The sequence below is a fragment of the Gillisella vitis genome (genome assembly GCF_021559775.1).
Lineage (GTDB): Bacteria > Pseudomonadota > Alphaproteobacteria > Rhizobiales > Rhizobiaceae > Allorhizobium > Allorhizobium ampelinum.
Map to the genome: position 1 here is coordinate 203,407 of NZ_CP056047.1, position 23,845 is coordinate 227,251.

At 56.0% G+C, this 23,845-nt stretch carries 25 protein-coding genes; 18 read left to right on the forward strand and 7 right to left on the reverse strand.

The window, feature by feature from the left end; translation table 11 throughout:
• The first annotated feature begins 5 nt into the window (after positions 1-5).
• Positions 6-2,180, forward strand: coding sequence for a TonB-dependent siderophore receptor (locus tag AVCG78_RS00940; protein WP_081363306.1), 2,175 nt, complete (start codon positions 6-8; stop codon positions 2,178-2,180).
• Positions 2,181-2,310: 130 nt separating this feature from the next.
• On the forward strand, positions 2,311-3,189 hold the full coding sequence (locus AVCG78_RS00945; RefSeq protein ID WP_071202740.1) for a DUF6030 family protein: 879 nt from the start codon (positions 2,311-2,313) through the stop codon (positions 3,187-3,189).
• 208 nt (positions 3,190-3,397) lie between these two features.
• Here AVCG78_RS00945 and AVCG78_RS00950 read toward each other — a convergent pair whose 3' ends face one another.
• From AVCG78_RS00950 to motA, 6 genes are all read right to left on the reverse strand, one after another.
• The gene (locus AVCG78_RS00950; RefSeq protein ID WP_015914935.1) at positions 3,398-3,841 is read right to left on the reverse strand and encodes a hypothetical protein; all 444 of its coding nucleotides are present in this window, start codon (positions 3,839-3,841) and stop codon (positions 3,398-3,400) included.
• Between the two features lie 5 nt (positions 3,842-3,846).
• Positions 3,847-4,932, reverse strand: a complete 1,086-nt coding sequence (gene flhB / locus AVCG78_RS00955) for a flagellar biosynthesis protein FlhB (protein WP_015914936.1) — start codon at positions 4,930-4,932, stop codon at positions 3,847-3,849.
• Between the two features lie 270 nt (positions 4,933-5,202).
• The gene (gene fliG / locus AVCG78_RS00960) at positions 5,203-6,246 is read right to left on the reverse strand and encodes a flagellar motor switch protein FliG (protein WP_015914937.1); all 1,044 of its coding nucleotides are present in this window, start codon (positions 6,244-6,246) and stop codon (positions 5,203-5,205) included.
• Between the two features lie 29 nt (positions 6,247-6,275).
• Entirely contained in the window at positions 6,276-6,938 is a 663-nt protein-coding gene (gene fliN, locus AVCG78_RS00965) for a flagellar motor switch protein FliN (protein ID WP_071202742.1), read from the reverse strand.
• A 63-nt stretch (positions 6,939-7,001) separates the two neighbouring features.
• A complete protein-coding gene (locus tag AVCG78_RS00970) occupies positions 7,002-7,961 on the reverse strand; it encodes a FliM/FliN family flagellar motor switch protein (RefSeq protein ID WP_071202744.1) in 960 nt (319 codons plus the stop codon).
• Complete coding sequence (gene motA / locus AVCG78_RS00975; protein ID WP_071202746.1) at positions 7,958-8,833, reverse strand: flagellar motor stator protein MotA; 876 nt, start codon at positions 8,831-8,833, stop codon at positions 7,958-7,960. The genes AVCG78_RS00970 and motA overlap by 4 nt, the downstream gene beginning before the upstream one ends.
• Positions 8,834-9,158: 325 nt before the next feature.
• Between motA and flgF the strand changes: the two genes are divergently transcribed.
• The 15 genes from flgF (at position 9,159) to AVCG78_RS01050 (ending at position 20,947) form a co-directional block, all read left to right on the forward strand.
• Entirely contained in the window at positions 9,159-9,893 is a 735-nt protein-coding gene (gene flgF / locus AVCG78_RS00980) for a flagellar basal-body rod protein FlgF (RefSeq protein ID WP_015914941.1), read from the forward strand.
• A 73-nt stretch (positions 9,894-9,966) separates the two neighbouring features.
• On the forward strand, positions 9,967-11,310 hold the full coding sequence (fliI, locus tag AVCG78_RS00985; protein ID WP_234665134.1) for a flagellar protein export ATPase FliI: 1,344 nt from the start codon (positions 9,967-9,969) through the stop codon (positions 11,308-11,310).
• Complete coding sequence (locus AVCG78_RS00990) at positions 11,291-11,863, forward strand: flagellar protein (RefSeq protein WP_071202751.1); 573 nt, start codon at positions 11,291-11,293, stop codon at positions 11,861-11,863. Before fliI ends, AVCG78_RS00990 begins: the two co-directional genes overlap by 20 nt.
• 289 nt (positions 11,864-12,152) lie before the next feature.
• Entirely contained in the window at positions 12,153-12,545 is a 393-nt protein-coding gene (gene flgB, locus AVCG78_RS00995; RefSeq protein ID WP_015914944.1) for a flagellar basal body rod protein FlgB, read from the forward strand.
• Positions 12,546-12,548: 3 nt separating this feature from the next.
• Positions 12,549-12,986 (forward strand): flagellar basal body rod protein FlgC, encoded by a 438-nt coding sequence (gene flgC / locus AVCG78_RS01000; RefSeq protein WP_070163542.1) that lies wholly within the window; start codon positions 12,549-12,551, stop codon positions 12,984-12,986.
• Positions 12,983-13,357, forward strand: a complete 375-nt coding sequence (locus tag AVCG78_RS01005) for a flagellar hook-basal body complex protein FliE (RefSeq protein ID WP_071202753.1) — start codon at positions 12,983-12,985, stop codon at positions 13,355-13,357. The genes flgC and AVCG78_RS01005 overlap by 4 nt, the downstream gene beginning before the upstream one ends.
• An 18-nt stretch (positions 13,358-13,375) precedes the next feature.
• Positions 13,376-14,167 carry a flagellar basal-body rod protein FlgG gene (gene flgG / locus AVCG78_RS01010; RefSeq protein WP_015914947.1) on the forward strand — a complete coding sequence of 264 codons (792 nt, stop codon included), beginning with the start codon at positions 13,376-13,378 and terminating at the stop codon, positions 14,165-14,167.
• 17 nt (positions 14,168-14,184) lie between these two features.
• Complete coding sequence (gene flgA / locus AVCG78_RS01015; protein WP_015914948.1) at positions 14,185-14,664, forward strand: flagellar basal body P-ring formation chaperone FlgA; 480 nt, start codon at positions 14,185-14,187, stop codon at positions 14,662-14,664.
• The gene (locus AVCG78_RS01020) at positions 14,661-15,776 is read left to right on the forward strand and encodes a flagellar basal body P-ring protein FlgI (protein WP_015914949.1); all 1,116 of its coding nucleotides are present in this window, start codon (positions 14,661-14,663) and stop codon (positions 15,774-15,776) included. Before flgA ends, AVCG78_RS01020 begins: the two co-directional genes overlap by 4 nt.
• Positions 15,773-16,342, forward strand: a complete 570-nt coding sequence (locus AVCG78_RS01025) for a MotE family protein (protein ID WP_071202755.1) — start codon at positions 15,773-15,775, stop codon at positions 16,340-16,342. Before AVCG78_RS01020 ends, AVCG78_RS01025 begins: the two co-directional genes overlap by 4 nt.
• Positions 16,339-17,052, forward strand: a complete 714-nt coding sequence (gene flgH, locus AVCG78_RS01030) for a flagellar basal body L-ring protein FlgH (RefSeq protein WP_015914951.1) — start codon at positions 16,339-16,341, stop codon at positions 17,050-17,052. The genes AVCG78_RS01025 and flgH overlap by 4 nt, the downstream gene beginning before the upstream one ends.
• Before the next feature lie 166 nt (positions 17,053-17,218).
• The gene (locus AVCG78_RS01035; RefSeq protein ID WP_071202757.1) at positions 17,219-17,737 is read left to right on the forward strand and encodes a flagellar basal body-associated FliL family protein; all 519 of its coding nucleotides are present in this window, start codon (positions 17,219-17,221) and stop codon (positions 17,735-17,737) included.
• Positions 17,734-18,471, forward strand: coding sequence for a flagellar type III secretion system pore protein FliP (gene fliP, locus AVCG78_RS01040; RefSeq protein ID WP_015914953.1), 738 nt, complete (start codon positions 17,734-17,736; stop codon positions 18,469-18,471). Before AVCG78_RS01035 ends, fliP begins: the two co-directional genes overlap by 4 nt.
• A gap of 264 nt (positions 18,472-18,735) precedes the next feature.
• A complete protein-coding gene (locus tag AVCG78_RS01045) occupies positions 18,736-19,698 on the forward strand; it encodes a flagellin N-terminal helical domain-containing protein (RefSeq protein ID WP_015914954.1) in 963 nt (320 codons plus the stop codon).
• A gap of 286 nt (positions 19,699-19,984) precedes the next feature.
• Positions 19,985-20,947 carry a flagellin N-terminal helical domain-containing protein gene (locus AVCG78_RS01050; protein ID WP_015914955.1) on the forward strand — a complete coding sequence of 321 codons (963 nt, stop codon included), beginning with the start codon at positions 19,985-19,987 and terminating at the stop codon, positions 20,945-20,947.
• Between the two features lie 97 nt (positions 20,948-21,044).
• On the opposite strand, the gene AVCG78_RS01055 is transcribed toward AVCG78_RS01050, so the two are convergent.
• A protein-coding gene (locus AVCG78_RS01055; protein WP_156636673.1) for an IS3 family transposase occupies positions 21,045-22,234 on the reverse strand; the annotation gives its coding sequence in 2 pieces (ribosomal slippage) (positions 21,045-21,985 and positions 21,985-22,234; 1,191 coding nt in all).
• A 377-nt stretch (positions 22,235-22,611) separates the two neighbouring features.
• Between AVCG78_RS01055 and AVCG78_RS01060 the strand changes: the two genes are divergently transcribed.
• Entirely contained in the window at positions 22,612-23,574 is a 963-nt protein-coding gene (locus tag AVCG78_RS01060; protein WP_015914956.1) for a flagellin N-terminal helical domain-containing protein, read from the forward strand.
• Positions 23,575-23,845 lie beyond the last annotated feature (271 nt).

Genomic DNA, 23,845 nt, shown 5'->3' on the forward strand with positions numbered 1-23,845 from the left:
GACTGATGCGTGGCACCAGACTGATGCGTGACAACGGCAAAAGCCGTGGTCGGATGATAGCGGCGCTGTTGCTGGCATCCGTCGCTTTGCCAGCCAATGCCGAAGATGTGTCCGGTCAGACCGGGGATACGGCTGGTACGACGGAGCTTCAGACCATTACCGTGACGGGCAAAAAATCGACGCGCGGTTATCAGCCCCTGTCCACCAGCACCGCAACCCGCACGGATACGCCGCTGCTGGATGTGCCGCAGGCGGTCAATGTGGTGAGCGGTGAGGCATTGAAGGACCAGGGCGCCCGCTCGCTGGACGATGCGCTTGCCAATATCAGCGGCATTACCCAGGCCAATACATTGGGCGGCACGCAGGACGCGGTAATCCGCCGTGGCTTTGGCGACAATCGCGACGGTTCTATCCTGACTGACGGGATGAAAACCGCGCTGCCATTTTCCTTCAACGCCACGACGGACCGGGTCGAGGTGCTGAAAGGCCCGGCTTCGACGCTTTACGGCATTCTCGATCCCGGCGGCATGGTCAATGTCGTCACCAAGAAGCCGGAGGACGTGTTTTCCGGCGAGGTCTATAGCAGTGTAACCGGATATGGCGCTGGCAAATATGGCTCGACCTCCGGTCTGGATGTGACCGGCCCGATTGCCGGCACCGACTTTTCCTACCGTTTCATCGCAGAAGGCCAGAAGAGCGATTACTGGCGCAATTTCGGTGAGACCAAGAAATGGATGGTTGCACCATCCTTGAGTTGGAGTGGCGAGGATACTGAGGTTACCGTCTCCTATATGCATGAGGATTACAGCGTGCCCTTCGACCGCGGCACGATTTTCGATCTGAACACCGGCCATGCAGTGGACCTCAGCCGCCGCACCCGGCTGGACGAGACATATAACATTACCGATGGCACATCGGATCTGGCCAAGGTGTCGATTGACCGACAGTTGAGTGACGACTGGAAACTGTCCCTGAACTACGCCTATAGCCGCAACGAATATTCCGATAATCAGGCCCGCGTCACCGGCTATAATTCCACAACCGGTGCCGTGACGCGCCGCGCCGATGCCACGCAATATTCCACCAGCTACAATCATGCAGTCAGGGCCGACCTGACCGGCGAAGTCGAGATCGGCGGCTTACAGAACGACTTGTTGTTTGGCGTTTCCTACGATTACAGCGATACGCTGCGTACCGACATGCTGCGTTGCGCCAATTCCAGCAATTTCAACATCAACAATCCGGTTTACGGCAATCTGGCGCAATGCAACACGGTTTCTGCTTCCGATAGCGATCAAACGGAGCAATTGTCGACGGCCTCGGTCTATATGCAGGACAGCCTGCACCTGACCGAGCAATGGATATTGGTCGGCGGTCTGCGCTACCAATATTACGATCTCTATGCGGGTAAGGGGCGGCCCTTCAATGCCAATACTGATAGCAATGGCGATGCGCTCATTCCCAATGGCGGTGTCGTCTACAAGCTGACGCCGCAGATATCGCTCTACGCCAATGCGGCCCGGACTTTCCGCCCGCAATCGTCGATCTCAAGCTATTATGGCAATCTCGACCCGGAAGAGGGGACATCCTACGAGATTGGCAGCAAATTTGAGCTGATGGAGGGTTTGAGCGCAAATGTCGCACTGTTTTCCGCCCGCAAGAAAAATGTCGCCTATTCCGAGAATATTGGTGGTGAAAGCGTGGTCAAGACGGCGGGACTGGTGCGCTCGCAGGGCCTTGAGGTCGATGTGGCCGGCCAGTTGACCGACCATTGGCAGGCCATTGTCAGCTATGGCTATACCGATGCCAAGGTTCTGGAAGACCCGGATTATGCCGGCAAGCAATTGCCCAATGTCGCCCGCCATACCGGCAGCCTGTCTGTGACCTATGATGTCGGTGACATCGGCGGCGATGGCAACAGCTTGAAGGTCGGTGGTGGCATCCGCGCCGTGGGTAAGCGGGCGGGCATCAACAGCAATAGTTATTTCCTGCCCGGCTATGCGGTCGTCGATCTGTTTGCCGCCTATACATTCAATTTCGAGAGGCCACTGACGCTTCAGGTGAATTTGAAGAATATTTTCGACAAGACCTATTATACCTCATCAATCGGCTCGACCAATTACGCCAACCAGGTTGGGGAACCCTTCAATGTCACGGTGAGGGCCAGTGTCAAATTCTAGAATTTGATAGGGAAAAAGGGGGACCGGTTTTCCGCGAGTAAAATCTTCCTGTGATCGTTCGCGTCAACATATAGTTCTTTGCAAGGAATTTTGTGGCATAAGCCTATTGTGAAGAAGACCGGACCTATGGATGCAGCAGCGCGACCTCCCTTCGGGCCATAAAAGGCCGGACGGAAGCCTGGAAGCCCACCGCATGCGGCGGCGAGGGCTGAGGCTGTTCGCCGTGATTTTCCTGTTATTTTGTTGCAGCATCGCTATCGCGGTGTTGACCGCAGACGATCAGCGCCGGCTCAATCAACTGATCGAGAGCGTCAAAGATGTCCTGCCCTGGCAAAGCCGAGAGGAGCCGGAACCGATCGTGTTGCGGGGAAAACGCCTCGCGTCCGCGCAGATGCCCTCCGAGCAGGTGATGGTACCCGCCCGATTTTTCGACATGCCGCCGCTGCTCGACATTGCAGCGCCGGTGCGCAAGTTTCGTATTTCCGGCAAGACGCTTTGTGAGCAGATCAAGGCGGCGGGACTGGGGACTGCCGATTGGGTCCAGAACCCTTTCTCGCCCGGGATTTTCAATTGTATCGCTGAAACCAGTCTGCCAGCCACAAAGCCTGATGGTGACGCCCCCTCATTCTTCATGGTGGTGCGGGGGACACCGGATGGCCAGATCACCCAGATCCGGATCAAGGTCATCGAGGTCAAATCCAGTCAGCAGATCTGGCAGCGTTATGATGCTGCCCTTGATCTCATTCTCAACGCCAGTCGCTGGCCGGATTTTGCCGGTGATTTCGACCGGATGCGCTCGCTTGAACCCTTCGAGGCCAACCACTTCGGCATATCTTTGAAATTCACCAAGGAATTCATGGGGCCGGAGCGCTATAACATTATCTTCATGCCCGAGGATGATGGAGAGCTGGAGCGGCGCACGAGAGCCGCGCTGAATGCGCAGCCAAGCCTGAAGACGACGCCTCTGACTGCCAATTTCTGGCCCAGACAGGTTTTGGGAGGGAGATAAGCTTTGGAAACCGGGAAAAGTTTGGGTGCAAGGGCTGACAGCGCGTTGAGCCGGGATGAGATAATGCCTGGCTCAGTTCCGTGCGCCATATAAGGCGCACGGAACTGTGTAATTTCGAATATCTTACAGCCTGTTCAAGGCCCCAGGGGTTTAGATATTGATATATATAATACCCAGGGTCATCAGCGATGACTCTGGGTATAATCCCTTACATGACAAAACTGGGTGCCGGGAGATTGGGCACGAAGCGGGCTTCGTTCATGCATTGCGCCAGAAGGGCGGTGTTTTCATGCGGGTCGGCCGATGGGTTCTTGAAGGAGATGTGGTTGATCTCCAACCCGGCATGGTCGTGGCTCAACGTCAGTTGCGCATAGATGGTGATGTCGCGCGGTTTGATTTCGAGGTCCAAAACCACTTCAGGCGTCTCGCCCCAGTCCAGCTTGTATTCGCCTGCGGCACCGAAATTGACCGTGCCGGGATGAAAGTAAAGCTCAGCGGCAGAAGACACGAGATCAGCAATATTACCGAAAAACTCCAGACGGATCAGCGATATCAGATCCGCCGCATCCAGTAACCGTAGTTCTGAGGCGACGGGGCTAATAGCTTGTGCAACTATTTTTTCGCGTTCAGTCGTATATTTGCATTTTTTCATGTTCTTTAGCGTAACCGCCTCTTGTTCTTGCTGTCGGCAGCGTATAGTCTTTGTACTATCTCAGCGACGGCCTTGTAAAATATCGGTGGGATGACACTATCCACCGAGACTTGCGCAAACATGGAGCGGGCGAGCGGCGGATCCTCGAAAATCGGGATATTATTTTCCTCGGCGATTTCGCGAATCTTCAATGCAATCAGATCCTGACCCTTGGCAAGCACGATCGGTGCTTCCATTTCGGTGCGCACATAGCGCAGGGCCACGGCGAAATGGGTGGGATTGGTGATGATCATCGTGGCGCGCGGCACGTTGTTCATCATGCGCCTGCGGGCCTGGTCGCGCTGGGCGGAACGTTGGCGTGCCTTGACGACCGGGTCGCCCTGGGATTGCTTGTGTTCGTCCTTCACTTCCTGCCGGGTCATGCGCAGTTTCTGATACCAGTTGTATCGCTGCCACCCGAGGTCCATCACCGTCAGCAGGCCGGTGGCAAATAGCACGATAATCAGCATTTCCTGGACGATATCGGAAAGCTTGACGAAAATGATCTGCGGATCGGACAGCATTGCATCCAAAGTGCCGAAATACTGGCCGCGCATCGAAACGAACATAATGATCGCGACGACGATGATCTTAAACAGCGACTTGCCGAATTCCACAAAGCCCATGACCGAAAACATCCGCCCTATTCCGCCGATGAGCGATAACCGTTCCATCTTGGGGGTAATGCGATCAAGAACGAAGCTTGGCAAATGCTGGGCAAAGGACTGGGTGAGGCCAAACAGCATGAACAGTAACAGGGCCGGACCAAGCATGGCGGCCATCGACCAACCCAGATGCACGAACAGGGAAATCACGTCTGTTCCGGTACCGATGATCCACTGATCCGGTTTTTCCATCAGGTCGCGCAGGGTTTGATAAAGTGTGGAGACGCCCTGTGGCATGAAAAATACAAAATAGATGTAGAAGGCCAGCGTCGTTGCAAATAACGGCGCCTCGCGCGAGATCGGCAAATTGCCTTGTTCTGCCGCGTCCCGCATTTTTTTCTCGGACGGGCTCTCGGTTTTACTTTCCTGGTCCTCATCATCTGCCATGTCGGGACCTCGGTCGGTTGATTACAGCGTCAAGCACCTTATGCGATGCCTCAAGGAATTATAATGGGAGTCTGCATGCCAGTTTCCGGCGCTGTAGCAACGCGTGTTTTATAAAACGCGCAAAGGCCGGAGCAGAAAGCTTAACGCTCTCTATTCCGGCCTTCAACTCTTTCAGTCCATTCGGATCGCTGGTCGCGGTATTGTCAACAGTGGCGTGCAGGCTGCGCCATGAAACATGGTCACGCCGCCTCCATGCCAGCCTGTGCAGCGTCAGGCGGCAGCCGTATCCTTGTCGCCTTCCGGTTCCTTGAGTTGGATCTGGCCGGAATTGGCAAGACGGATAGCTTCCTGCGCGACAGCACGTCTGGCGATAGCGATTTCCCGCGGATTGATTCCGACCGTTCCGGCTTGCAGATCCGATTCGATCATGCGGCGCGAGCGCGGGCTGATGGCCGAGAGCACACATTCGCGGATCTCGTTCGAGGCGCCGCGCAACGCCATGGTGAGAATGTCGCCGGAAATATCGTTGAGCAACATGACCCTGCTGCGCTGTGGCATGACCAGCAGATCCTCGAACAGGAAGATCTTCGGACGGACCTTGGTGGCGGATTCCTTGCTGATCGATTCGAGCGATTCCAGCAGGGTATCGACCTGCGGCTTTTCCAACTCGTTCATCAGTTCGGCCACCTTGGCGGTGCCCACCGAATTGCGTTCCGCGTCGATCTCGCTGATCAGTTCCACCACACGGTTCTCAATGATCTGAGCGGCCTGCGGGCTGACATTCTTCAGGTTGACCGTACGGTTCATGATGTCGGCGCGGCGGCTGTCCGGCAACTTGATCAGCACCTTGGCGCCGAAGGAGGAGGGCAGCATGGACAGGATATAGGCAACCGTCTGCGGATGCTCGCGCAAGAGGAACTGAGCAATGAAATCGGGGTCTGCATCCTGCAAACGGTCCCAGATTGAGGTCTCGAACGCCTGGAAGGCTGTTCGCCGGCCAAGCAAGCCGTCAACTTCTTCCGGCGTCAGGCCTTCCTCGAGGATTTCCTCGATGGCCTTGGCGTTGTCCATCAGGCCTGCGCCTTCGGTGAACAGGTCCTCGAATTCGCCAACCAGCTCGGCCAGTTCGTCCGGTGGAATGGTTCTGAGCGTCTGGGCCGAATTGATGATCATCTGCAGTTCGGCCTGCGTGAAATATTTCAGCAGCTTTCCCGCCACGCCTTTGCCCATGGCCAACAACACGGCGGCTGCCTTGTCGGCCTGGCTCAGTGGCTTGCCCGCTACCGGTCCGCCGAAATCGTCAAAGTCCATCATGGTCTTTCCTCTCTGGCCCGTTCATGGGGTCAGGACGTCTTGGTGCTCATAACTTCGATCAATTTCACACCGAATCGCGTATCGTCATTCTCAAGAACTGTAATCTCTCCGCGGGCAATCCGTCGACCGTTAACCATGATCTCCACAGGTTCACCGATCTTTTTATCTAACGCTATGATTGCGCCCTCTTCAAGATTCATCAAGCCCGAAACCGGCATGCGGCTGGAACCCAGCACGATTTGAACATCGATCGGGATGTCCATGATCAGATCGAGATTGGAGTCCAGAGCGCTGCCCGGCGCCTGATGGGCCGGTGCTGCATCGAAGCTGCCCCCGCCACCGAAGTCGCTGCCACCCAAGTCGCTCCCGCCAAAATCGCCGCCACCGAAATCGCCACCGCCGAGATCGCTGCCGCCAAAGTCGCTGGTGCCGAAATCACTGGCACCGGTGGCTGCGCCGCCGCCGAAATCGCTTTCGAAGTCGGAAAGGCCGCCAGCGGCATCGCCGAAGTCGCTGGCGCCAGCGGCTGCGAAATCCGTTCCCCCGAAGTCGGCGCCGATATCCGGCAGACCGCCATCGCTGTCGCTTTTCAAGACCCCGCGCAGGTCATCGATTGCCTGATCGAGATCGGCATCGCCCAATGGCATCGCCAGGGCATCATCATCTTTTACGGGTGTTTTTTTCGTAGCCATGCAAATACTATTCCCTTTGAAACTTGCCTCAACCTGCTGCCATGGATGCAGCAGGGAAAATCGTCATCTCATGAGATGACGTAAAAGCTCACTATCTGTACTGTGCATCGACTTCACCCGGACGGTGTAGTGATCGCCGGCGCGTCCGAATTCGCAGGTATAAAGGTCGCGCCCGTTGGCGCTGACATCGACTGTCACATCGCCCTTTTCGAGAAAGGGAATTACATCGCCGGCCGCAAGCTTGGAAACCGTCAACAGGCTCAGCGATTGCAGGCTGATGCGGCCTTCCAGAGTGACCTGGCTCTTGCGCACCTGTTCCGCCAGCTGCTCTGCCCATTCCTTGCGGGCTTTGGAGACCTGGTTTTTCGATTTTGGCGCCGTGACATTGGTCTTCAAAAGGGTCTTCTGCGGAATGATCAGGGCGAAATCGGAGGTGATCTTGCCCAGCTTGATGCTCATATGCACCAGGGCGCCGAACTCCTCGATCTGTTCGCCATCTTGCCTGAGACGGTTTTCCCAATTGTGCGGCCGCTCGAAAATCGGTTCAAAGCCCCCGGTCGCATTGACGCCGGAGCGCAGCACATTGGCGATCCGTTCAAAGACCATCACCGCCAGGTCGAGTTCGATATTCGACAGCGGCCTTTTGATCGGCTCACCGATGAATTCCTGCATGCCGCCGAGCAGGGTCTCCATCAAGGTGATGACAAAACCGTTGCCGCAGGCCATGACGAAATTTTGTGACCAGTTGCGCAGAGAGGTATTGGCCAGCACGAAATTATCACCGAGGCTGACAATCAGATCACGCATCAGGCCGCTTTTAAAGCCGAGATAACCGACTTCGATGGTCAGGTTGGTTTCGCTGTGAAAAACGTCAGGCAGGAACTCGCTATAGAGTTGACCGAAATCCTGGCAAAGCTTTTCGACGGATTTCATATCGCCAAGGCCGCCGGTAAGACGAGCAAGCAAGGCGTGATCCATCGGTTTTGGCAGGGATTGGGGCTGGGCGGTCTCACTCATGGTCATGCAGCCTTCTCGTTACCGCCGCCTGGATTCATCATTTCCTGCTCTACGGCATCGATGGACGGACGCTCATAGGAGGAAATGGTCTTGCGGCCATATTCAAGTGCAACCTGCGGAACCGAACCGTTCATATAGGCAAGCAGCGTCTGCTTGACGATGATATACAGGCGGTGCTGCTTGGTGCGGACGATCTTGATTTGCGAGGTCAGCGGATTGCAGACCGAGTAGGACAAGAAGATACCCAACATCGTGCCCACCAGGGCAGCGCCGATCAGGCCGCCCAGAACTTCGGGCGATTCGTTGATCTTGCCCATGGCCTTGATAACCCCGAGAACCGCCGCGACGATACCGATGGCCGGGAAGCTGTCTCCCATCGCGGTGATGGCGTGGTAGGGTTTCATCTTATCGTGCAGGATGGTGTTGATTTCCTCGTCCATCAAGGCCTCGATCTCATGGCTGCGGGCATTGCCGATGATGATCAGGCGGACATAGTCGCAGATGAAAGAGGTCAGTTCCTTGTTCTTCAGCAGGTTGGGCGCGGTCTGGAAGATCGACGATTCCTCGGGATTGTCGATATGCGCTTCAATCTCGTTACGCGACTTGGTGCGCAGGTCGCGCATCAGCGAATAGAGCACGCCCAGCACGTCCAGATAGGCGCGTTCCTTGGGCACGGCGTGCTTGAAGGCTTCTCCAAGCGCCTTGCCGGAATCCTTGACGATTTTCATCGGGTTGGCCATCACGAAGCCACCGAGGCCGGCGCCGCCGATGATCATCAATTCGAAAGGCTGGACCAGCACGTTGAGGTGTCCGCCCATGGCCATGAAGCCACCGAGTATACAGCCGACTGTGATGACGAATCCGATGATAATATTCATGTAGCGCCTGCATTTCGCACGTTTCTCTTGCATACCACCGATAGGCAGCCTGCCTTGCGTGAGGCTGATGAAGGAGACAGGGGCCGCCACAGTCGTCCTGAATTCCAGCCCGGGACTGGCAGACAGTTTCGCGCAAGCATTTGGGCGCATGAATAGGGGCAATGAACGGTAAACCACGTTCCATGATGGAAGGCGAGCAACCGTGACGGACCGCAAAAAACACGCTGTAGCCCGAAGCAGAATGATCCTGCGTGACGGAACAATGGCGGTGGACGTCAGGCCTGCTGGTCTTGGTTACGAACTCAAGGCTTGGAGGTAACTCTTAATGCAATCCGGCATGTATGTATCCCTGTCGTCGCAACGGGCGCTCGACAAACGTCTCACCACCATCGCCGACAATATGGCGAACGTGAATACGGTCGGCTTTCGCGGCACCGAGGTGAAATTTGACGAAGTGGTCAGCCGCACCGGCAACGATCAGAATGCCAAGATCGCATTTGTGTCTCAGGGCAACGATTATCTGAATACCCAATCCGGCGAAATGCTGCAAACCGGCGGTACCCTGGATTTTGCCGTCAAGGGCGACGCCTGGTTCAGCATCGATACGCCGGCCGGCCCGGCCCTGACCCGTGACGGTCGTTTTACCATGACATCCACCGGTCAGTTGGTCTCGGTGCGCGGCTATTCTGTTCTGGATGCCGGTGGCGGACCTATTCAGCTCGATCCTAATGGCGGTGAGCCGCATGTTGGCGCCGACGGCACGATTAACCAGAACGGCCGCCAGATCAGCCAGATCGGCCTGTTCACGGCGGATATTTCCAAAGGCTATCTGCGCACCGAAAATAGTGGCGTTATCACCACCGACCGGCCACAGGCCGTCGTCGATGACGCGACAATCGGCGTCATGCAGGGTTATGTCGAGCAATCCAACGTCAATGGCATCAGCCAGATGACGCAACTTATCCAGGTCAGCCGCGCTTTCGAAAGCATTTCGGCATCGATGAGCCAGACTGAAAACAGCATGAGCGAAACGATCAAGACGCTGGGCGGTAGCAAATGACCGGTGACTGGATCGTCTTCCCATGACCGTTGAATTCACCCCCCGGATCGACAGGAATACCCAGCTGGATGCCATGGCAGCCATTGCCAAGCGCTATGCCACGCCGGACTATTCCGTTGCCCATGGCGGGCATGTCCGCACCATTGCCGCTGGCCATTACACGGTTACGGGTCTGTCGCGCCATTTGCATCTGGGCGATTTTGTTGCCCATCGCAGTCCAACCGGCATTCACCTGGGCGAAGTGGTGCGGGTCGAGCCTGATCTCGCCTATGTTTGCCCCATCGAGCCAGGCGAGCCGATTGCCATTGGCGACACGGTGATCCGCAAGGGCGCCTTCCGGGTCGCCGCCCAGGATAGCTGGTGTGGCCGCACGCTCAATGCGCTGGGTGACCCGATCGACGGGCTGGGGCCGGTGATGCCCGGCCTGGTGCGCCGCTCTATTGCCAATACCGCACCCTCTTCCATGGGGCGCAAGCGGGTAGAGACCGGTTTTCGTACCGGCGTGAAGGCGGTCGATATTTTCTCGCCGCTTTGCCTTGGCCAGCGGCTTGGGATTTTCGCCGGTTCCGGCGTCGGTAAATCGACGCTGTTGTCCATGCTTGCCAAGGCCGATGCCTTTGACAAAGTGGTGATTGCGCTGGTCGGCGAACGTGGCCGCGAAGTGCGCGAATTCATCGAAGATACGCTGGGCGACAACATGGCGAAGACCGTGGCGATCGTGGCGACCAGCGACGAGAGCCCGATGCTGCGCAAGATGGCGCCTTTGACAGCGATTACCGTTGCCGAGCATTTTCGCGACCAGGGCGACAATGTCCTGTTCATCGCCGACAGTATTACCCGTTTCGCCCATGCGATCCGCGAAGTGGCGACGGCAGCCGGCGAACCGCCGATTGCCCGTGGATTTCCCGCCTCAGTGTTTACCGAGCTGCCCAAGCTTCTGGAACGCGCCGGTCCCGGCGAAGAGGGAACAGGCACGATCACGGCGATCATTTCGATCCTCGTCGATGGTGACAATCACAACGACCCGATTGCCGACTGTACTCGCGGTATTCTCGATGGCCACATCGTGCTGGACCGCAGCCTGGCCGAAGAAGGACGCTATCCGCCGATCAATCCACTGGCCTCAATTTCGCGTTTGGCGCGCAAGGCCTGGACACCTGATCAGGAAAAGCTCGTGTCACGCCTGAAGACGCTGATCCACCGTTTCGAGGAAACGCGCGACTTGCGGTTGATCGGCGGTTATCGCGCCGGCAGCGATCCCGATCTCGATATGGCGATCAAGCAGGTTCCGATCCTTTACGAAGTGCTGAAGCAAACCCCCTCCGACAGGGCTGTCGTCGATGCTTATGCCGACCTCGCCCATGCCCTGAAGGCGGCCAATAATTCTGGAAACAGCAATGCAAGATCAAGAGCATGATCCATTAGACAGCGATGCCGACGAGGTGGTTCGGCCTCGTGCGCCCCGCCGGTCGGGCGCATCATCGATGGATAGGATGTTGGCGGCGGTTGGCGTCGTGCTGGCGTGCAGCGCGGCGATGTTTCCGTGGTATGTGTTTTTCAATCCCGATAAATTCGGCATTCATGTCGAGCCGATGGACCGGACCCGCGACTTGCCGCAGGTCGATGCGCGCAATGTATTCAGCGTGTCTCCCATGGCGCTGGTGTCGCGTGAAGACCGTGAACAGAAAATTCCTGATAATCTCGACCCGCTGACCACGGCGACGGCGTCCGATATCGGGCGGAAAGATCCCGATGGTGAGCCGGTGAAGATCGAACAGCCCTTTCCCGGTGGCGGTTTCCGGCTGCTGCATGTCTCCAACGGTCGCGCCATGATCGAGGATGCCTCCGGTATGTTCATGGTCAAGATCGGCTCTGTCCTTCCCGACAATAGCCGGGTGGCGACACTGGAACAACGCAATGGAAAATGGGTGATTATCACCAGCACCGGCGCGATCTACGAAAACCAGTAGCCCGGCCTTGTGCGTGCGGACGGGGATCGGGCACAAGCCTTGGCCGACCGTCGCTTTCATCCCACATCCAGTGTGTTTTTCAAAGCCGCCTAGGGGCGGCTTTTTGCATTGGCGGCCAGGGCTGAAATTGTGCTCGCCCGGCGATCAATCCTCGATAAATATACAATTGTTTCAAAATCTTAAATTGGATCTTAGGAAAAGTTAACGATTGTAGAAAAGGCCGGTTTTGCGGTCAGTCCCACGCAAGATTACCGGCCTAATCTCCAGGGTGTAAATTGGAGAAAACTCTATGGAACCGATAAAGCTTTTTGATGTGGCATCACGGCAGGCCGAGTGGCTTTCCCTGCGCCAGGAAGTGATCGCCGGCAACATAGCCAATGCCAATACACCGAAATTCATGGCGAAGGACATCACACCCTTCAATGCCATCCTGGACGTGCGTCAGTTTGGTATGGCGCGGACCAATTCGAAGCATATGGCCTCGAGCGATCTGAATACCGATCTGGATGTCGATATCCGCGAGGCGCCTTTGAATGGCGAAATCGGCGTTCAGGTCTCGGGAAATTCGGTCGCGCTGGCCGATGAGATGACCAAGATGGGCGAGATCCAGCGGCAGCACTCGCTCAACACTAACCTCGTCAGTAGTTTTAATCGCATGATGCTGATGACTGTAAAGGGGTAAACCATGGATTCCGTCACCGCGACAGATCCTCTCACCTCGGCCCTGAAAATTGCCGGCAGCGGACTGGATGTACAGTCCACCCGGCTCAGGATCGTTTCGGAAAATATTGCCAACGCCCAGAGCACCGGCGACACGCCCGGCGCCAATCCCTACCGTCGCAAGACGATCACCTTCGGGTCCGAAATGGACCGCGCCACAGGCACGGAAATCGTCAAGGTCAAGAAGCTTGGCTTCGACAAGTCGAAATTCACGGAAGAATACGATCCCAGCAATCCGGCTGCCGATGCCAAGGGCTACGTGAAAATGCCCAATGTGAACGTGCTGATCGAAATGGCCGACATGCGCGAAGCCAACCGCACCTATGAAGCCAATCTTCAGTCCGTCAAGCAGACACGTGACCTGATTACCTCGACCCTCGACCTGCTGAAGAGCTCACAATGATTGATTCCATTAGCAAAATTGGCTCTCTCGTTCCATCGGGCATGACTGAGGGCACCGACGCTACCAGCACGGCCTCGCTCGGCGGCACCCATTCGCTCTTCAGCACGCAGACGGGCGTCACGGCGCAGAATGCGACACCGGGTACCGCAACAGGCATGAGCTTCAGCGATGTCGTCGGCGGCGTGATGAACGATGCGATGCAGAACCTGAAGACCGCTGAAAGCAACTCCCTCGACGGCATGCTCGGCAAGGTCAGCACCCGCGAAGTGGTTGATTCCGTCATGTCTGCGCAGAAATCGCTGCAAACGGCGATTGCGTTGCGCGACAAGCTGGTTTCGGCCTTCCTCGACATCACAAAAATGCAGATTTAACCTCAGGGATAGCAGCACATGAGAGCTCTCGCAATTGCCTCCACCGGCATGAATGCCCAGCAGACCAACCTCGAGGTCATTTCCAACAATATCGCCAATATCAATACGACCGGTTTCAAGAAGTCGCGCGCTGAGTTTTCGGACCTTCTTTATCAAACCGAAAAGGCTGTGGGCGTCGCAAACCGCGCCAACCAATCGACGGTGCCGGAAGGTGCCAATATCGGTCTCGGTGTGCAGACGGCAGCCGTTCGGACGATGAACGAGCAGGGCGAATTGTCGGAGACCTCGAACGAACTGGACGTTGCCATCGTTGGACGCGGTTACCTCCAGGTGCAGAGCCCTGACGGTGCTACCACGTTTTACACCCGCGCTGGGGCTCTCAACAAGGATTCCGACGGCAATCTGGTGACGACCGAAGGCTATAAGATCATTCCAAACATCACCATCCCAACGGATGCGACTGAAGTGAAGATCAGCGAATCGGGCGAGGTCTCGGTTTTGCAGGGCGATTCCTCCACCTATACAACGCTTGGTCAGCTGGAAACATCGGCTTTCGTCAATCCGGCTGGTTTGAAGGCTATCGGCGACAATCTGTTCCAGGAAACGGCTTCCTCCGGTAATCCGATCAACGGCGTGCCCGGCGACGCGGGCTATGGCTATCTGAAGCAGGGCTATCTGGAGTCCTCGAACGTCGACTCGGTCACGGAAATCACCAGCCTGATTTCGGCCCAGCGCGCCTACGAGATGAATTCCAAGGTCATCACCACCGCCGACGAAATGGCACAGATCGTCAGTAAAAACCTAAAGTAAACATCAAAGGGGCAAACATGATGTTTCGCCATATGAAGAGAATGTTCAGGTTGACCGGGGTGGCCGTCATGGTCTTGGTGGCTTTCGCCGCCGCCCCGTCAGCGGCGCGGGATCGTTATGCGATCGTTCCGACGGACACCATCTATCCAGGCGAAGCGATTTCGTCCAACAAACTGGATCGGGTTCAGGTGACCAATCCAAATCTTGCAGGCGGCTTTGCCTCTGACATGGCGGATGTGGTCGGCATGCTCTCGACCAAGACACTGCTGCCCGGTCGCACTATTCCGTTGGCGACGCTGAAACGCCCCTATGCGGTGATTCGTGGGTCGCAGCTGCGGCTGATCTTCAATATCGGCAATCTCACCATTTCTGCGTCGGGCAGCCCGATGGACGATGCCAATATCGGCGACGTCATCCGCGTCCGTAATCTCGATTCCGGCCAGATCGTCAGCGGAACGGTCATGGGCGATGGCACTGTGCAGGTGATGGCAAAATGAGTATCCGGGTTCTGCTTTTCTCGATTTTCACCGGCTTCCTTCTGGCGGCTGCCGGTCCTGCCTTGGCGCAGGGCTCGCGCATCAAGGACGTTGCCTCCCTCCAGGCCGGCCGTGATAACCAGTTGATCGGTTACGGTCTCGTCGTCGGTCTGCAAAGCACCGGCGACAGTCTTCGTTCCTCGCCTTTCACCGACCAGTCCATGCGCGCCATGCTCCAGAATCTGGGGATTTCCACCCAAGGCGGTCAGTCCTCGGCTAAGAATGTCGCTGCCGTTATGGTTACCGCCACCCTTCCGCCCTTCGGCAGTCCTGGCAGTCGTATCGACGCCACGGTCAGTTCGCTGGGAGATGCTACATCGCTGCGCGGCGGTACGCTGATCATGACCTCGCTTTCAGGCGCCGATGGCCAGATCTACGCCGTTGCCCAAGGGTCGGTGGTTGTTTCCGGCTTTACTGCCCAGGGTCAGGCGGCCACGGTGACCGAAGGCGTCACCACCTCCGGCCGCGTCCCGAATGGCGCGATCATCGAGCGCGAACTTCCGTCCAAATTCAAGGATTCGGTCAATCTCGTGCTGCAATTGCGCAATCCGGATTTTTCGACATCACTCGGCATGGCCCGGCGTATCAACAATTATGCCACCGCCACCTACGGCGCTCCGATTGCCGAGGCACGCGACAGCCAGGAAGTGGTGATCCAGAAACCGCGCACGGCGGATCTGGCCCAATTGATGGCCGATATCGAAAACCTTGTCGTGGAGACCGACACACCGGCCAAGGTGGTGATCAACGAGCGCACAGGAACCATCGTCATCGGCGCTGACGTGCGTGTGTCCAAGGTTGCTGTCAGCTACGGCACGCTGACGGTGCAGGTTAATGAGACCCCTCAGGTCATTCAACCGCAGCCCTTTTCCAGTGGCACGACGGCGACGCAGCCGCAGACGGATATTTCCGCGCAGAAGACTGGTGACAAGGTTGCCATCGTTGATGGACCTGACCTGCGCACGCTGGTGGCTGGCCTGAATAATATCGGCGTGAAGCCGGACGGTATCATCGCCATCCTGCAAGGCATCAAGTCGGCAGGGGCACTTCAAGCGGAGCTTGTCCTTCAATGAGATCAACAGCCTCCCTCGCAAACTATGCCGCTTCAAGATATTCTGGTCTTGGCGCTTTGGTTTTGGCTTGCTCTGTTCTTGCTGTTTCGGCCCTGCCAGGCAGCGCACAGCAGGCGGCCCCGGCGCGTGCTGCCAATGCCGGCTCCACCGGCACGACCAGCGCCGATGACATCCAGCGGTTTTGTACCAACATTGCCGATCCGGCCCGCGACCAGCGGTATTTGCTGCAAAAGCAGGATCTCGAAAAACTGCAATCGGATGTCAATGACCGCATTGCCGTGCTGGAAGCGCGCAAGAGCGAATATCAGGATTGGCTGGCGCGGCGAAACGAGTTTCTGCAAAAGGCAGAAGCCGGTTTGACCGATGTCTACAAGAATATGAAGCCCGATGCCGCTGCCCCGCAGCTGGAAAAGGTCAATCCCCTTTTGGCCGCAGCGATCATCATGAAGCTTCCGGCCAAGCAATCCAGTTTGATTCTCAGCGAGATGGACCCCGAAAAAGCCGCGCTCGTCGCCGGCATCATGTCCAATGCCGCTGATCCTAATACCTCGAAGGAACCCACATGATAAAGCGTAGCGCTGTGGTTCTCATGGCCGTTATCCTCACCGGCTGTGGGAACAAGACATTGGAAGAAGTCGGCAATGCGCCGGCCATGAGCCCGGTGGGCAGCGGCTTGCGTTACAATCAGGCTCCGCAGCTTGCCAGCTATCCGAAGCAGACCAAGGCTGTCAGCAACGGCTATTCCCTGTGGAACGACAGCCAGGCGGCGCTTTTCAAGGATTCTCGCGCCATCAATGTCGGGGATCTGCTGACGGTCAATATCTCGATTGCCGACAAGGCGAAGTTCAAGAACGACACATCACGCAGCCGCAAGAACTCGACATCGCTGACATGGTCGACGGTGATCAACCTGTTCGGCATCACACCGCCAGATTCGTCCGGCGACATGAGCACCGATTCGAATTCGAGTTCCGATGGCAAGGGATCGGTCGATCGGTCTGAAACGCTGACCTTGATGGTGGCGGCTGTGGTGACCAGCATTCTTGAAAACGGCAATCTGCTGATCAGCGGTTCGCAGGAAGTGCGCGTCAACCATGAAGTCCGCATTCTGAATGTCGCGGGTATCGTGCGCCCGCAGGATGTCGATGCCAAGAACACCATTTCCTATGAGAAGATCGCAGAGGCCCGCATTTCTTACGGCGGCAAGGGACGTTTGACGGAGGTGCAGCAGCCGCCGGTTGGCCAGCAGGTCGTCGACATGTTCTCCCCATTCTGACGATGTGACAAAGATGTTGCCCTGTACCAACGGCCTGTTTCTGTGGCCGTTGGTATGATGCGTTCCGGCTGATTACGATTGGCCGGCGAAATATGCCGATTTGTTTTTTGCATGCCCCTGCAGATCCAAGGCGATCGAAGGGCGATGCTGCAGGATGGAGACCACCATGGCAGATGCACCGGCGCTGGAAGGCCCTTCGAAAAAGGCTTCCCCCATTCTGCTCATTGCTGCACTTGCGGGACTGACCGTTGTCGGCGCGGGTGCCGGCTGGCTGGTCGGAACCATGATTGCGCCCAAGGTCAAGGTGGCGAAGGAAGAACAAAAGGCGGCTGAAGAGGCCGGGGGCAAAAAAAAAGAAGGCGAGAAAGAAGAGACCGGCTTGCCGAAATTGCCAGCAGAGGCCAATGGTATCGTCCAGCTTGATCCTGTCACCACCAACCTTGCCTATCCCTCCGAAAGCTGGGTCCGGCTGGAAGTGGCTCTGGTCTTCAACGGTCCGGTCGATGCAAAACTGGCCGAGGATATCCATCAGGATCTGATGGCCTATATGCGCACGGTATCTCTGCAACAGATCGAAGGCCCACGCGGTTTCGATTATTTGAAGGACGATCTGCGCGAGCGAGTTGACGTGCGGTCTGAAGGACGGGTATCGAAGCTTTTGTTTAGGACGTTTGTCATCGAATGATTCGAACCCTTATCTTGATCGCCGCGATGATAGCGGCCCCGGAACTGGCCCAGGCGCAGCAGCTTCCGTCAAACTTCCTGACAGCGCCGGTCGACGGATCCGTCGCGGCCTGGATTATCCGCACATTCGGTCTGCTGACAGTTCTTTCGGTTGCTCCCGGCATCCTGATCATGGTGACGAGCTTTCCGCGCTTCGTGATCGCGTTTTCCATTCTGCGCTCCGGCATGGGTCTATCCAGCACGCCGTCCAACATGATCCTGACCAGTCTTGCCCTGTTCATGACCTTTTATGTCATGACGCCGGTCATGGATCAGGCCTGGCGTGACGGTGTGCGCCCGCTTCTGGACAACCAGATTACCGAGGCCGAGGCTGTTCCCAGGATTGCGGAGCCTTTCCGGGGCTTCATGTCCAACAATACCCGCGAGAAAGACCTCCGGCTGTTCATCGATCTGGCCAACGAGCGCGGGCAGACGACGGTCGTTGAAGGCAAGGTCGATTACCGGGTATTGATCCCGGCTTTCATGCTGTCAGAGATCCGGCGCGGCTTTGAAATCGGCTTCCTGATCATCCTGCCTTTTCTGGTCATCGACATGATCGTCTCGACCATCACCATGGCCATGGGCATGATGATGTTGCCGCCGACGTCGATTTCCCTGCCGTTCAAGATCCTGTTCTTCGTGCTCATCGATGGCTGGAACCTTCTGGTCGGTAGTTTGGTGCGCTCATTTTCCTGAAGCCAGACTATCCCCTAGAAATAGAGGGTTTATAAACCATAGAACAGCGTGTTCGCGCCTTGCGCCCCATCCTGGGCGTTTTTGGCGTTGTTAATGGTTCTTTTACCACTCCTGTTGAGCTAACCTTAAAGCGGTGCGTGGTTATGTGCTGATTAGAGGCGAGTTAAACAAACTCTAGTTAATTGACATGATGTCGATCGCTTCTGCCGGTATATAGTCCGGCATGTCCCTCTTTTGTATTGTGTAACCACAGGGACAGATCTGATGACAAGCATCATGACCAACAATTCGGCCATTTCGGCACTTTCCACGCTGCGCACTATCAGCTCGCAGATGGAAACCACGCAGAGCGCCATTTCTTCAGGCTACAAGGTCAAGGACGCATCCGATAATGCGGCTTACTGGTCGATTGCCACGACCATGCGCTCCGATAACAAGGCGATGTCTGCCGTGCAGGACGCACTCGGCGTCGGCGCTGCCAAGACGGATACGGCCTATACCGGCATGGAAGCCGCTATCGGTGTCGTCTCCGACATCAAGGCCAAGCTGGTTGCCGCCCGTGAACCAGGCGTGGACAAGGACAAGATCAACAAGGAACTGACCGAGCTGAAGAACCAGCTGAGTTCTGTTGCCAAGTCCGCGTCGTTCAATGGCGAGAACTGGCTGTATGACAACAGCGATTCCACTGGCACGACCCAGGAAATGGTTGGCTCCTTCGTTCGTGGGAATGATGGCAATGTCTCGATCAAGACGATCACCTTCGATACGACCAACTCGATCCTGATCAATGACGAGGCGGGTGACGGCGGTCTTCTGACAAAGGGAACGGTCGCAACCTATGCCTATGGTACAACGACGACGACGGCATCCTATTACCTGATTTCCTCTGTCGCGGGTAATACCAGTAGTGCGAGCGAAGTGACGCTGACCTCGTCCACCACCGACGACGAGATTGATGGCATGGTTGCCTCGGTTGACAAGATGTTGTCCAGCATGACGGATGCTGCTGCCACCATCGGTGCGACTAAGAGCCGGATCGAATCTCAGTCCAGCTTTGCGAAAGACCTCAGCGATACGATCGATGTCGGCATCGGCAAGCTCGTGGATGCGGACATGAACGAGGAATCGACCAAGCTGAAGGCGTTGCAGACGCAGCAGCAGCTGGGCATCCAGGCGCTGTCAATCGCCAATTCCAGCACAGAGAATGTTTTGTCGTTGTTCCGTTAATAGCCGACATAGGCATACGAAACCAAGAGGCCGGGCATTCAGTCCGGCCTTTTTAATTTTTCATTAATTTAACAATGTATTAACCAAGTAAAATATGGATATTTTTATATAAATTAATCACGTAATTCTCCATTAGGAGATTTTTAACTGTGTCTGAGTTAAAACGGGCTATCGAAATCGGCAGGTTAACCTGTTAATTGAATGTTAATCGCATGACGCGAGCCGAATTTCACCGGGGAATAGCCCGGAATGTCCCTTCCTATGTGTCATTCAAGGGGCAAGGCCTATGACGAGTATCATGACGAACACTGCTGCGATTTCAGCACTTTCCACGCTGCGGTCGATCAGCTCCGATATGGAGACCACCCAGAGCCGGATTTCGTCCGGTTACAAGGTCGAGAGCGCGTCGGACAATGCGGCCTATTGGTCGATTGCCACGACGATGCGCTCGGACAACAAAGCGCTCGGTGCCGTTGAGGACGCCATCGGCCTTGGTGCAGCCAAGACGGATACGGCCTATACCGGCATGGAATCGGCAATCAGTGTCGTCTCCGATATCAAGGCCAAGCTGGTTGCCGCCCGTGAACCAGGCGTGGACAAGGAAAAGATCAACAAGGAACTGGCCGAACTCAAGAACCAGCTGAGTTCTGTTGCCAAGTCCGCGTCGTTCAATGGCCAGAACTGGCTGTATGACAACAGCGATTCCACTGGCACGACCCAGGAAATGGTTGGCTCCTTCGTTCGTGGGAATGATGGCAATGTCTCGATCAAGACGATCTCCTTCGATACGACCAACTCGATCCTGATCAATGACGAGGCGGGTGACGGCGGTCTTCTGACAAAGGGAACGGTCGCAACCTATGCCTATGGTACAACGACGACGACGGCATCCTATTACCTGATTTCCTCTGTCGCGGGTAATACCAGTAGTGCGAGCGAAGTGACGCTGACCTCGACGACCACTGACGATGAGATCGATGGCATGGTTGCCTCGGTTGACAAGATGCTGACCAGCATGACGGATGCGGCCTCGACTATCGGCGCGACGACCTCGCGTCTGAAGTTGCAGGATAGCTTCATCAAGGACCTGAGTGACACGATCGACACGGGTGTGGGCCGTCTGGTAGATGCGGACATGAACGAGGAATCGACCAAGCTGAAGGCGTTGCAGACGCAGCAGCAGCTGGGTATCCAGTCTCTGTCGATCGCCAACTCCAGCTCCGAAAACGTTATGTCGCTATTCCGCTAACATTCAAGTTCCACAGCATCGAAACATCTATAGCCGGGTGATGAGCCCGGCTATTTTGTTTTTCGTATCTGGAATGTGCTGACCTTGCCCCCAAGTTTTATCCAGTTTTGAGTTCGCTCCAGTGGTTTTGGGTTGCTGTATTCGGGGCGGTAGCGGCGGGTTGCGGTGCGGAGCCATTTCGGCTGCGCAGCACCGCATCACGTCGCGGGTTGATGGTCTGAGCGAACTCGGCCGGTGTCAGCCAGCCTAGACCAGAGTGTGGTCGATGATCGTTGTAGTCGCCTCGCCAGTTTGAAAGCCCTGCTCGAGCATGGTTCAGTGACGAGAAGAGCGTTTCATTCAAGAACTCGTCGCGCAGCCGCCCATTGAAGCTTTCGATGAAGGCGTTCTGGATCGGTTTGCCGGGTGCGATGTAATGCCAATCGACCTTCGTCCGATCCGTCCATTGCAGGATCGCGTTGCTGGTGAATTCGCTGCCATTGTCACTGACGATCATCTTCGGCTTGCCTCGTCCCTCGATGATCCGCTCCAGTTCACGGGCAACCCGCAGGCCAGAAAGAGACGTATCGGCGACGAGGCCAAGGCATTCTCTGGTGCAATCATCGACGACGGTCAGCACCCGGAACCTGCGCCCATCGGTGAACTGATCCGACACGAAGTCGAGGGACCAGCGGTCATTGGCGGCAAGCGGGATCAGCATCGGTGCTCGTGTGCCTATCGCCCGTTTCCGACCGCCGCGCTTGCGCACCGTCAGCTTCTCTTCCCGATAGAGCCGGAAGAGCCGCTTATGGTTCACAAGGTGACCCTCACGCCTGAGCAGCACATGAAGTCGTCGATATCCAAAGCGGCGGCGTTCATGCGCCAGCGCCTTCATCCGCTCGCGAAGGTCATAGTCATCGCAGCGCCTGGTCTCGTAACGGATCGTCATCCGGCAAAAGCCGATGGCTTTACACGCCCGCCGTTCGCTCATCTGGTGGTGATCCATCAGATGAGCGACAGCTTTCCGCTTTGCTGCGGGCGTCACCACTTCTTTCCCAAAAGGTCTTTCAAAGCCGAATTGTCGAGCATCGCATCTGCCAGGAGCCTTTTCAGCTTCGTGTTTTCGTCCTCCAGCGTCTTCAGCCGCTTGGCTTCGGAAACTTCCATTCCGCCGAATTTGGCCTTCCATTTATAGATGCTGGCATCGCTGACGCCGTGCTTGCGGCAAAGCTCCGAGACCGGCGTGCCTGCCTCATGCTCCTTCAATATCCCGATAATCTGCTCGTCTGTGAAACGGTTGCGCTTCATTCTCTGGTCCTCTCAATGGGACAGAGCTTACTTCAAAATGGATTAGTTCAGCGGGGCAAGGTCAGCGCCGTTCTACAATTCTGGACTGCTCCCGTTTCCGATCATATGAGCACATGACGGCTTCGGTTTTGGTTATCCTTTTGAATAAAACTCAAGTTGCTCGTTATCGATCAACGAATCACCATTTCATAAAATTTTTTGAATAATTTTCTCTCCTGATTTAGCAAGAATTAACCTAACTGGGTTTAAATAAAAACATCAAAACGACGGATTAATCTCTTGTTTAAAAAGATTAATGGCATGAAGCGGAGCCGTCGTTCGCCGGGAAGGAGCCCGGGATGTCCCTTCCGTTTCCAGTTCCATAAGGGGCAACGCCTATGACGAGTATTATGACGAACAATGCTGCGATTTCAGCACTTTCCACGCTGCGGTCGATCAGCTCCGATATGGAGACCACCCAGAGCCGGATTTCGTCCGGTTACAAGGTCGAGAGCGCGTCGGACAATGCGGCCTATTGGTCGATTGCCACGACGATGCGCTCGGACAACAAAGCGCTCGGTGCCGTTGAGGACGCCATCGGCCTTGGTGCAGCCAAGACGGACACGGCCTATACCGGTATGGAATCGGCTATCAGTGTCGTCTCCGATATCAAGGCCAAGCTGGTTGCCGCCCGCGAACCGGGTGTGGACAAGGACAAGATCAACAAGGAACTGACCGAGCTGAAGAACCAGCTGGGCTCTGTTGCCAAGTCCGCGTCGTTCAACGGCGAGAACTGGCTGTATGACAACAGCGATTCCACTGGAACGACCCAGGAAATGGTTGGCTCCTTCGTTCGTGGGAATGATGGCAATGTCTCGATCAAGACGATCTCCTTCGATACGACCAACTCGATCCTGATCAATGACGAGGCGGGTGACGGCGGTCTTCTGACAAAGGGAACCGTCGCAACCTATGCCTATGGTACAACGACGACGACGGCATCCTATTACCTGATTTCCTCTGTCGCGGGTAATACCAGTAGTGCGAGCGAAGTGACGCTGACCTCGACGACCACTGACGATGAGATCGATGGTATGGTTGCCTCGGTTGACAAGATGCTGACCAGCATGACGGATGCGGCTGCCACCATCGGTGCGACCACATCACGTCTGAAGTTGCAGGATAGCTTCATCAAGGACCTGAGCGACACGATCGACACGGGTGTGGGCCGTCTGGTAGATGCGGACATGAACGAGGAATCGACCAAGCTGAAGGCGTTGCAGACGCAGCAGCAGCTGGGTATCCAGTCTCTGTCGATCGCCAACTCCAGCTCCGAAAACGTGCTGTCGTTGTTCCGTTAAGCCTAAGGGCATCGAGAATCACCAAATGCATAGCCGGGCGAAAGCCCGGCTATTTTTTTATCTTGTTAGCAAAAAGCACCTTGGCGGACGTCTTATCGATTGTGCTGGTTCAGGGAATGGCGAAGTTTCATTCATCGTGGGAATAATCCAACCGTATTTCAAGTGGTTGATAAATAAGGAAAATTAAATTTCCCTATGATGGGAATGGAAGGCGCAAGCCTGCATACATCCTCGTTGTATGGTTAATATTTTTTCAAATTTATGTTTCGTT

What these genes read in the sequence shown, in the direction of transcription:
- AVCG78_RS00940 (WP_081363306.1), top strand. Translation starts at nt 6, where the DNA reads ATGCGTGGCACCAGACTGATGCGTGACAACGGCAAAAGCCGTGGTCGG.
- AVCG78_RS00945 (WP_071202740.1), top strand. Translation starts at nt 2,311, where the DNA reads ATGCAGCAGCGCGACCTCCCTTCGGGCCATAAAAGGCCGGACGGAAGC.
- AVCG78_RS00950 (WP_015914935.1), bottom strand. Translation starts at nt 3,841, where the DNA reads ATGAAAAAATGCAAATATACGACTGAACGCGAAAAAATAGTTGCACAA.
- flhB (WP_015914936.1), bottom strand. Translation starts at nt 4,932, where the DNA reads ATGGCAGATGATGAGGACCAGGAAAGTAAAACCGAGAGCCCGTCCGAG.
- fliG (WP_015914937.1), bottom strand. Translation starts at nt 6,246, where the DNA reads ATGATGGACTTTGACGATTTCGGCGGACCGGTAGCGGGCAAGCCACTG.
- fliN (WP_071202742.1), bottom strand. Translation starts at nt 6,938, where the DNA reads ATGGCTACGAAAAAAACACCCGTAAAAGATGATGATGCCCTGGCGATG.
- AVCG78_RS00970 (WP_071202744.1), bottom strand. Translation starts at nt 7,961, where the DNA reads ATGACCATGAGTGAGACCGCCCAGCCCCAATCCCTGCCAAAACCGATG.
- motA (WP_071202746.1), bottom strand. Translation starts at nt 8,833, where the DNA reads ATGAATATTATCATCGGATTCGTCATCACAGTCGGCTGTATACTCGGT.
- flgF (WP_015914941.1), top strand. Translation starts at nt 9,159, where the DNA reads ATGCAATCCGGCATGTATGTATCCCTGTCGTCGCAACGGGCGCTCGAC.
- fliI (WP_234665134.1), top strand. Translation starts at nt 9,967, where the DNA reads ATGGCAGCCATTGCCAAGCGCTATGCCACGCCGGACTATTCCGTTGCC.
- AVCG78_RS00990 (WP_071202751.1), top strand. Translation starts at nt 11,291, where the DNA reads ATGCAAGATCAAGAGCATGATCCATTAGACAGCGATGCCGACGAGGTG.
- flgB (WP_015914944.1), top strand. Translation starts at nt 12,153, where the DNA reads ATGGAACCGATAAAGCTTTTTGATGTGGCATCACGGCAGGCCGAGTGG.
- flgC (WP_070163542.1), top strand. Translation starts at nt 12,549, where the DNA reads ATGGATTCCGTCACCGCGACAGATCCTCTCACCTCGGCCCTGAAAATT.
- AVCG78_RS01005 (WP_071202753.1), top strand. Translation starts at nt 12,983, where the DNA reads ATGATTGATTCCATTAGCAAAATTGGCTCTCTCGTTCCATCGGGCATG.
- flgG (WP_015914947.1), top strand. Translation starts at nt 13,376, where the DNA reads ATGAGAGCTCTCGCAATTGCCTCCACCGGCATGAATGCCCAGCAGACC.
- flgA (WP_015914948.1), top strand. Translation starts at nt 14,185, where the DNA reads ATGATGTTTCGCCATATGAAGAGAATGTTCAGGTTGACCGGGGTGGCC.
- AVCG78_RS01020 (WP_015914949.1), top strand. Translation starts at nt 14,661, where the DNA reads ATGAGTATCCGGGTTCTGCTTTTCTCGATTTTCACCGGCTTCCTTCTG.
- AVCG78_RS01025 (WP_071202755.1), top strand. Translation starts at nt 15,773, where the DNA reads ATGAGATCAACAGCCTCCCTCGCAAACTATGCCGCTTCAAGATATTCT.
- flgH (WP_015914951.1), top strand. Translation starts at nt 16,339, where the DNA reads ATGATAAAGCGTAGCGCTGTGGTTCTCATGGCCGTTATCCTCACCGGC.
- AVCG78_RS01035 (WP_071202757.1), top strand. Translation starts at nt 17,219, where the DNA reads ATGGCAGATGCACCGGCGCTGGAAGGCCCTTCGAAAAAGGCTTCCCCC.
- fliP (WP_015914953.1), top strand. Translation starts at nt 17,734, where the DNA reads ATGATTCGAACCCTTATCTTGATCGCCGCGATGATAGCGGCCCCGGAA.
- AVCG78_RS01045 (WP_015914954.1), top strand. Translation starts at nt 18,736, where the DNA reads ATGACAAGCATCATGACCAACAATTCGGCCATTTCGGCACTTTCCACG.
- AVCG78_RS01050 (WP_015914955.1), top strand. Translation starts at nt 19,985, where the DNA reads ATGACGAGTATCATGACGAACACTGCTGCGATTTCAGCACTTTCCACG.
- AVCG78_RS01060 (WP_015914956.1), top strand. Translation starts at nt 22,612, where the DNA reads ATGACGAGTATTATGACGAACAATGCTGCGATTTCAGCACTTTCCACG.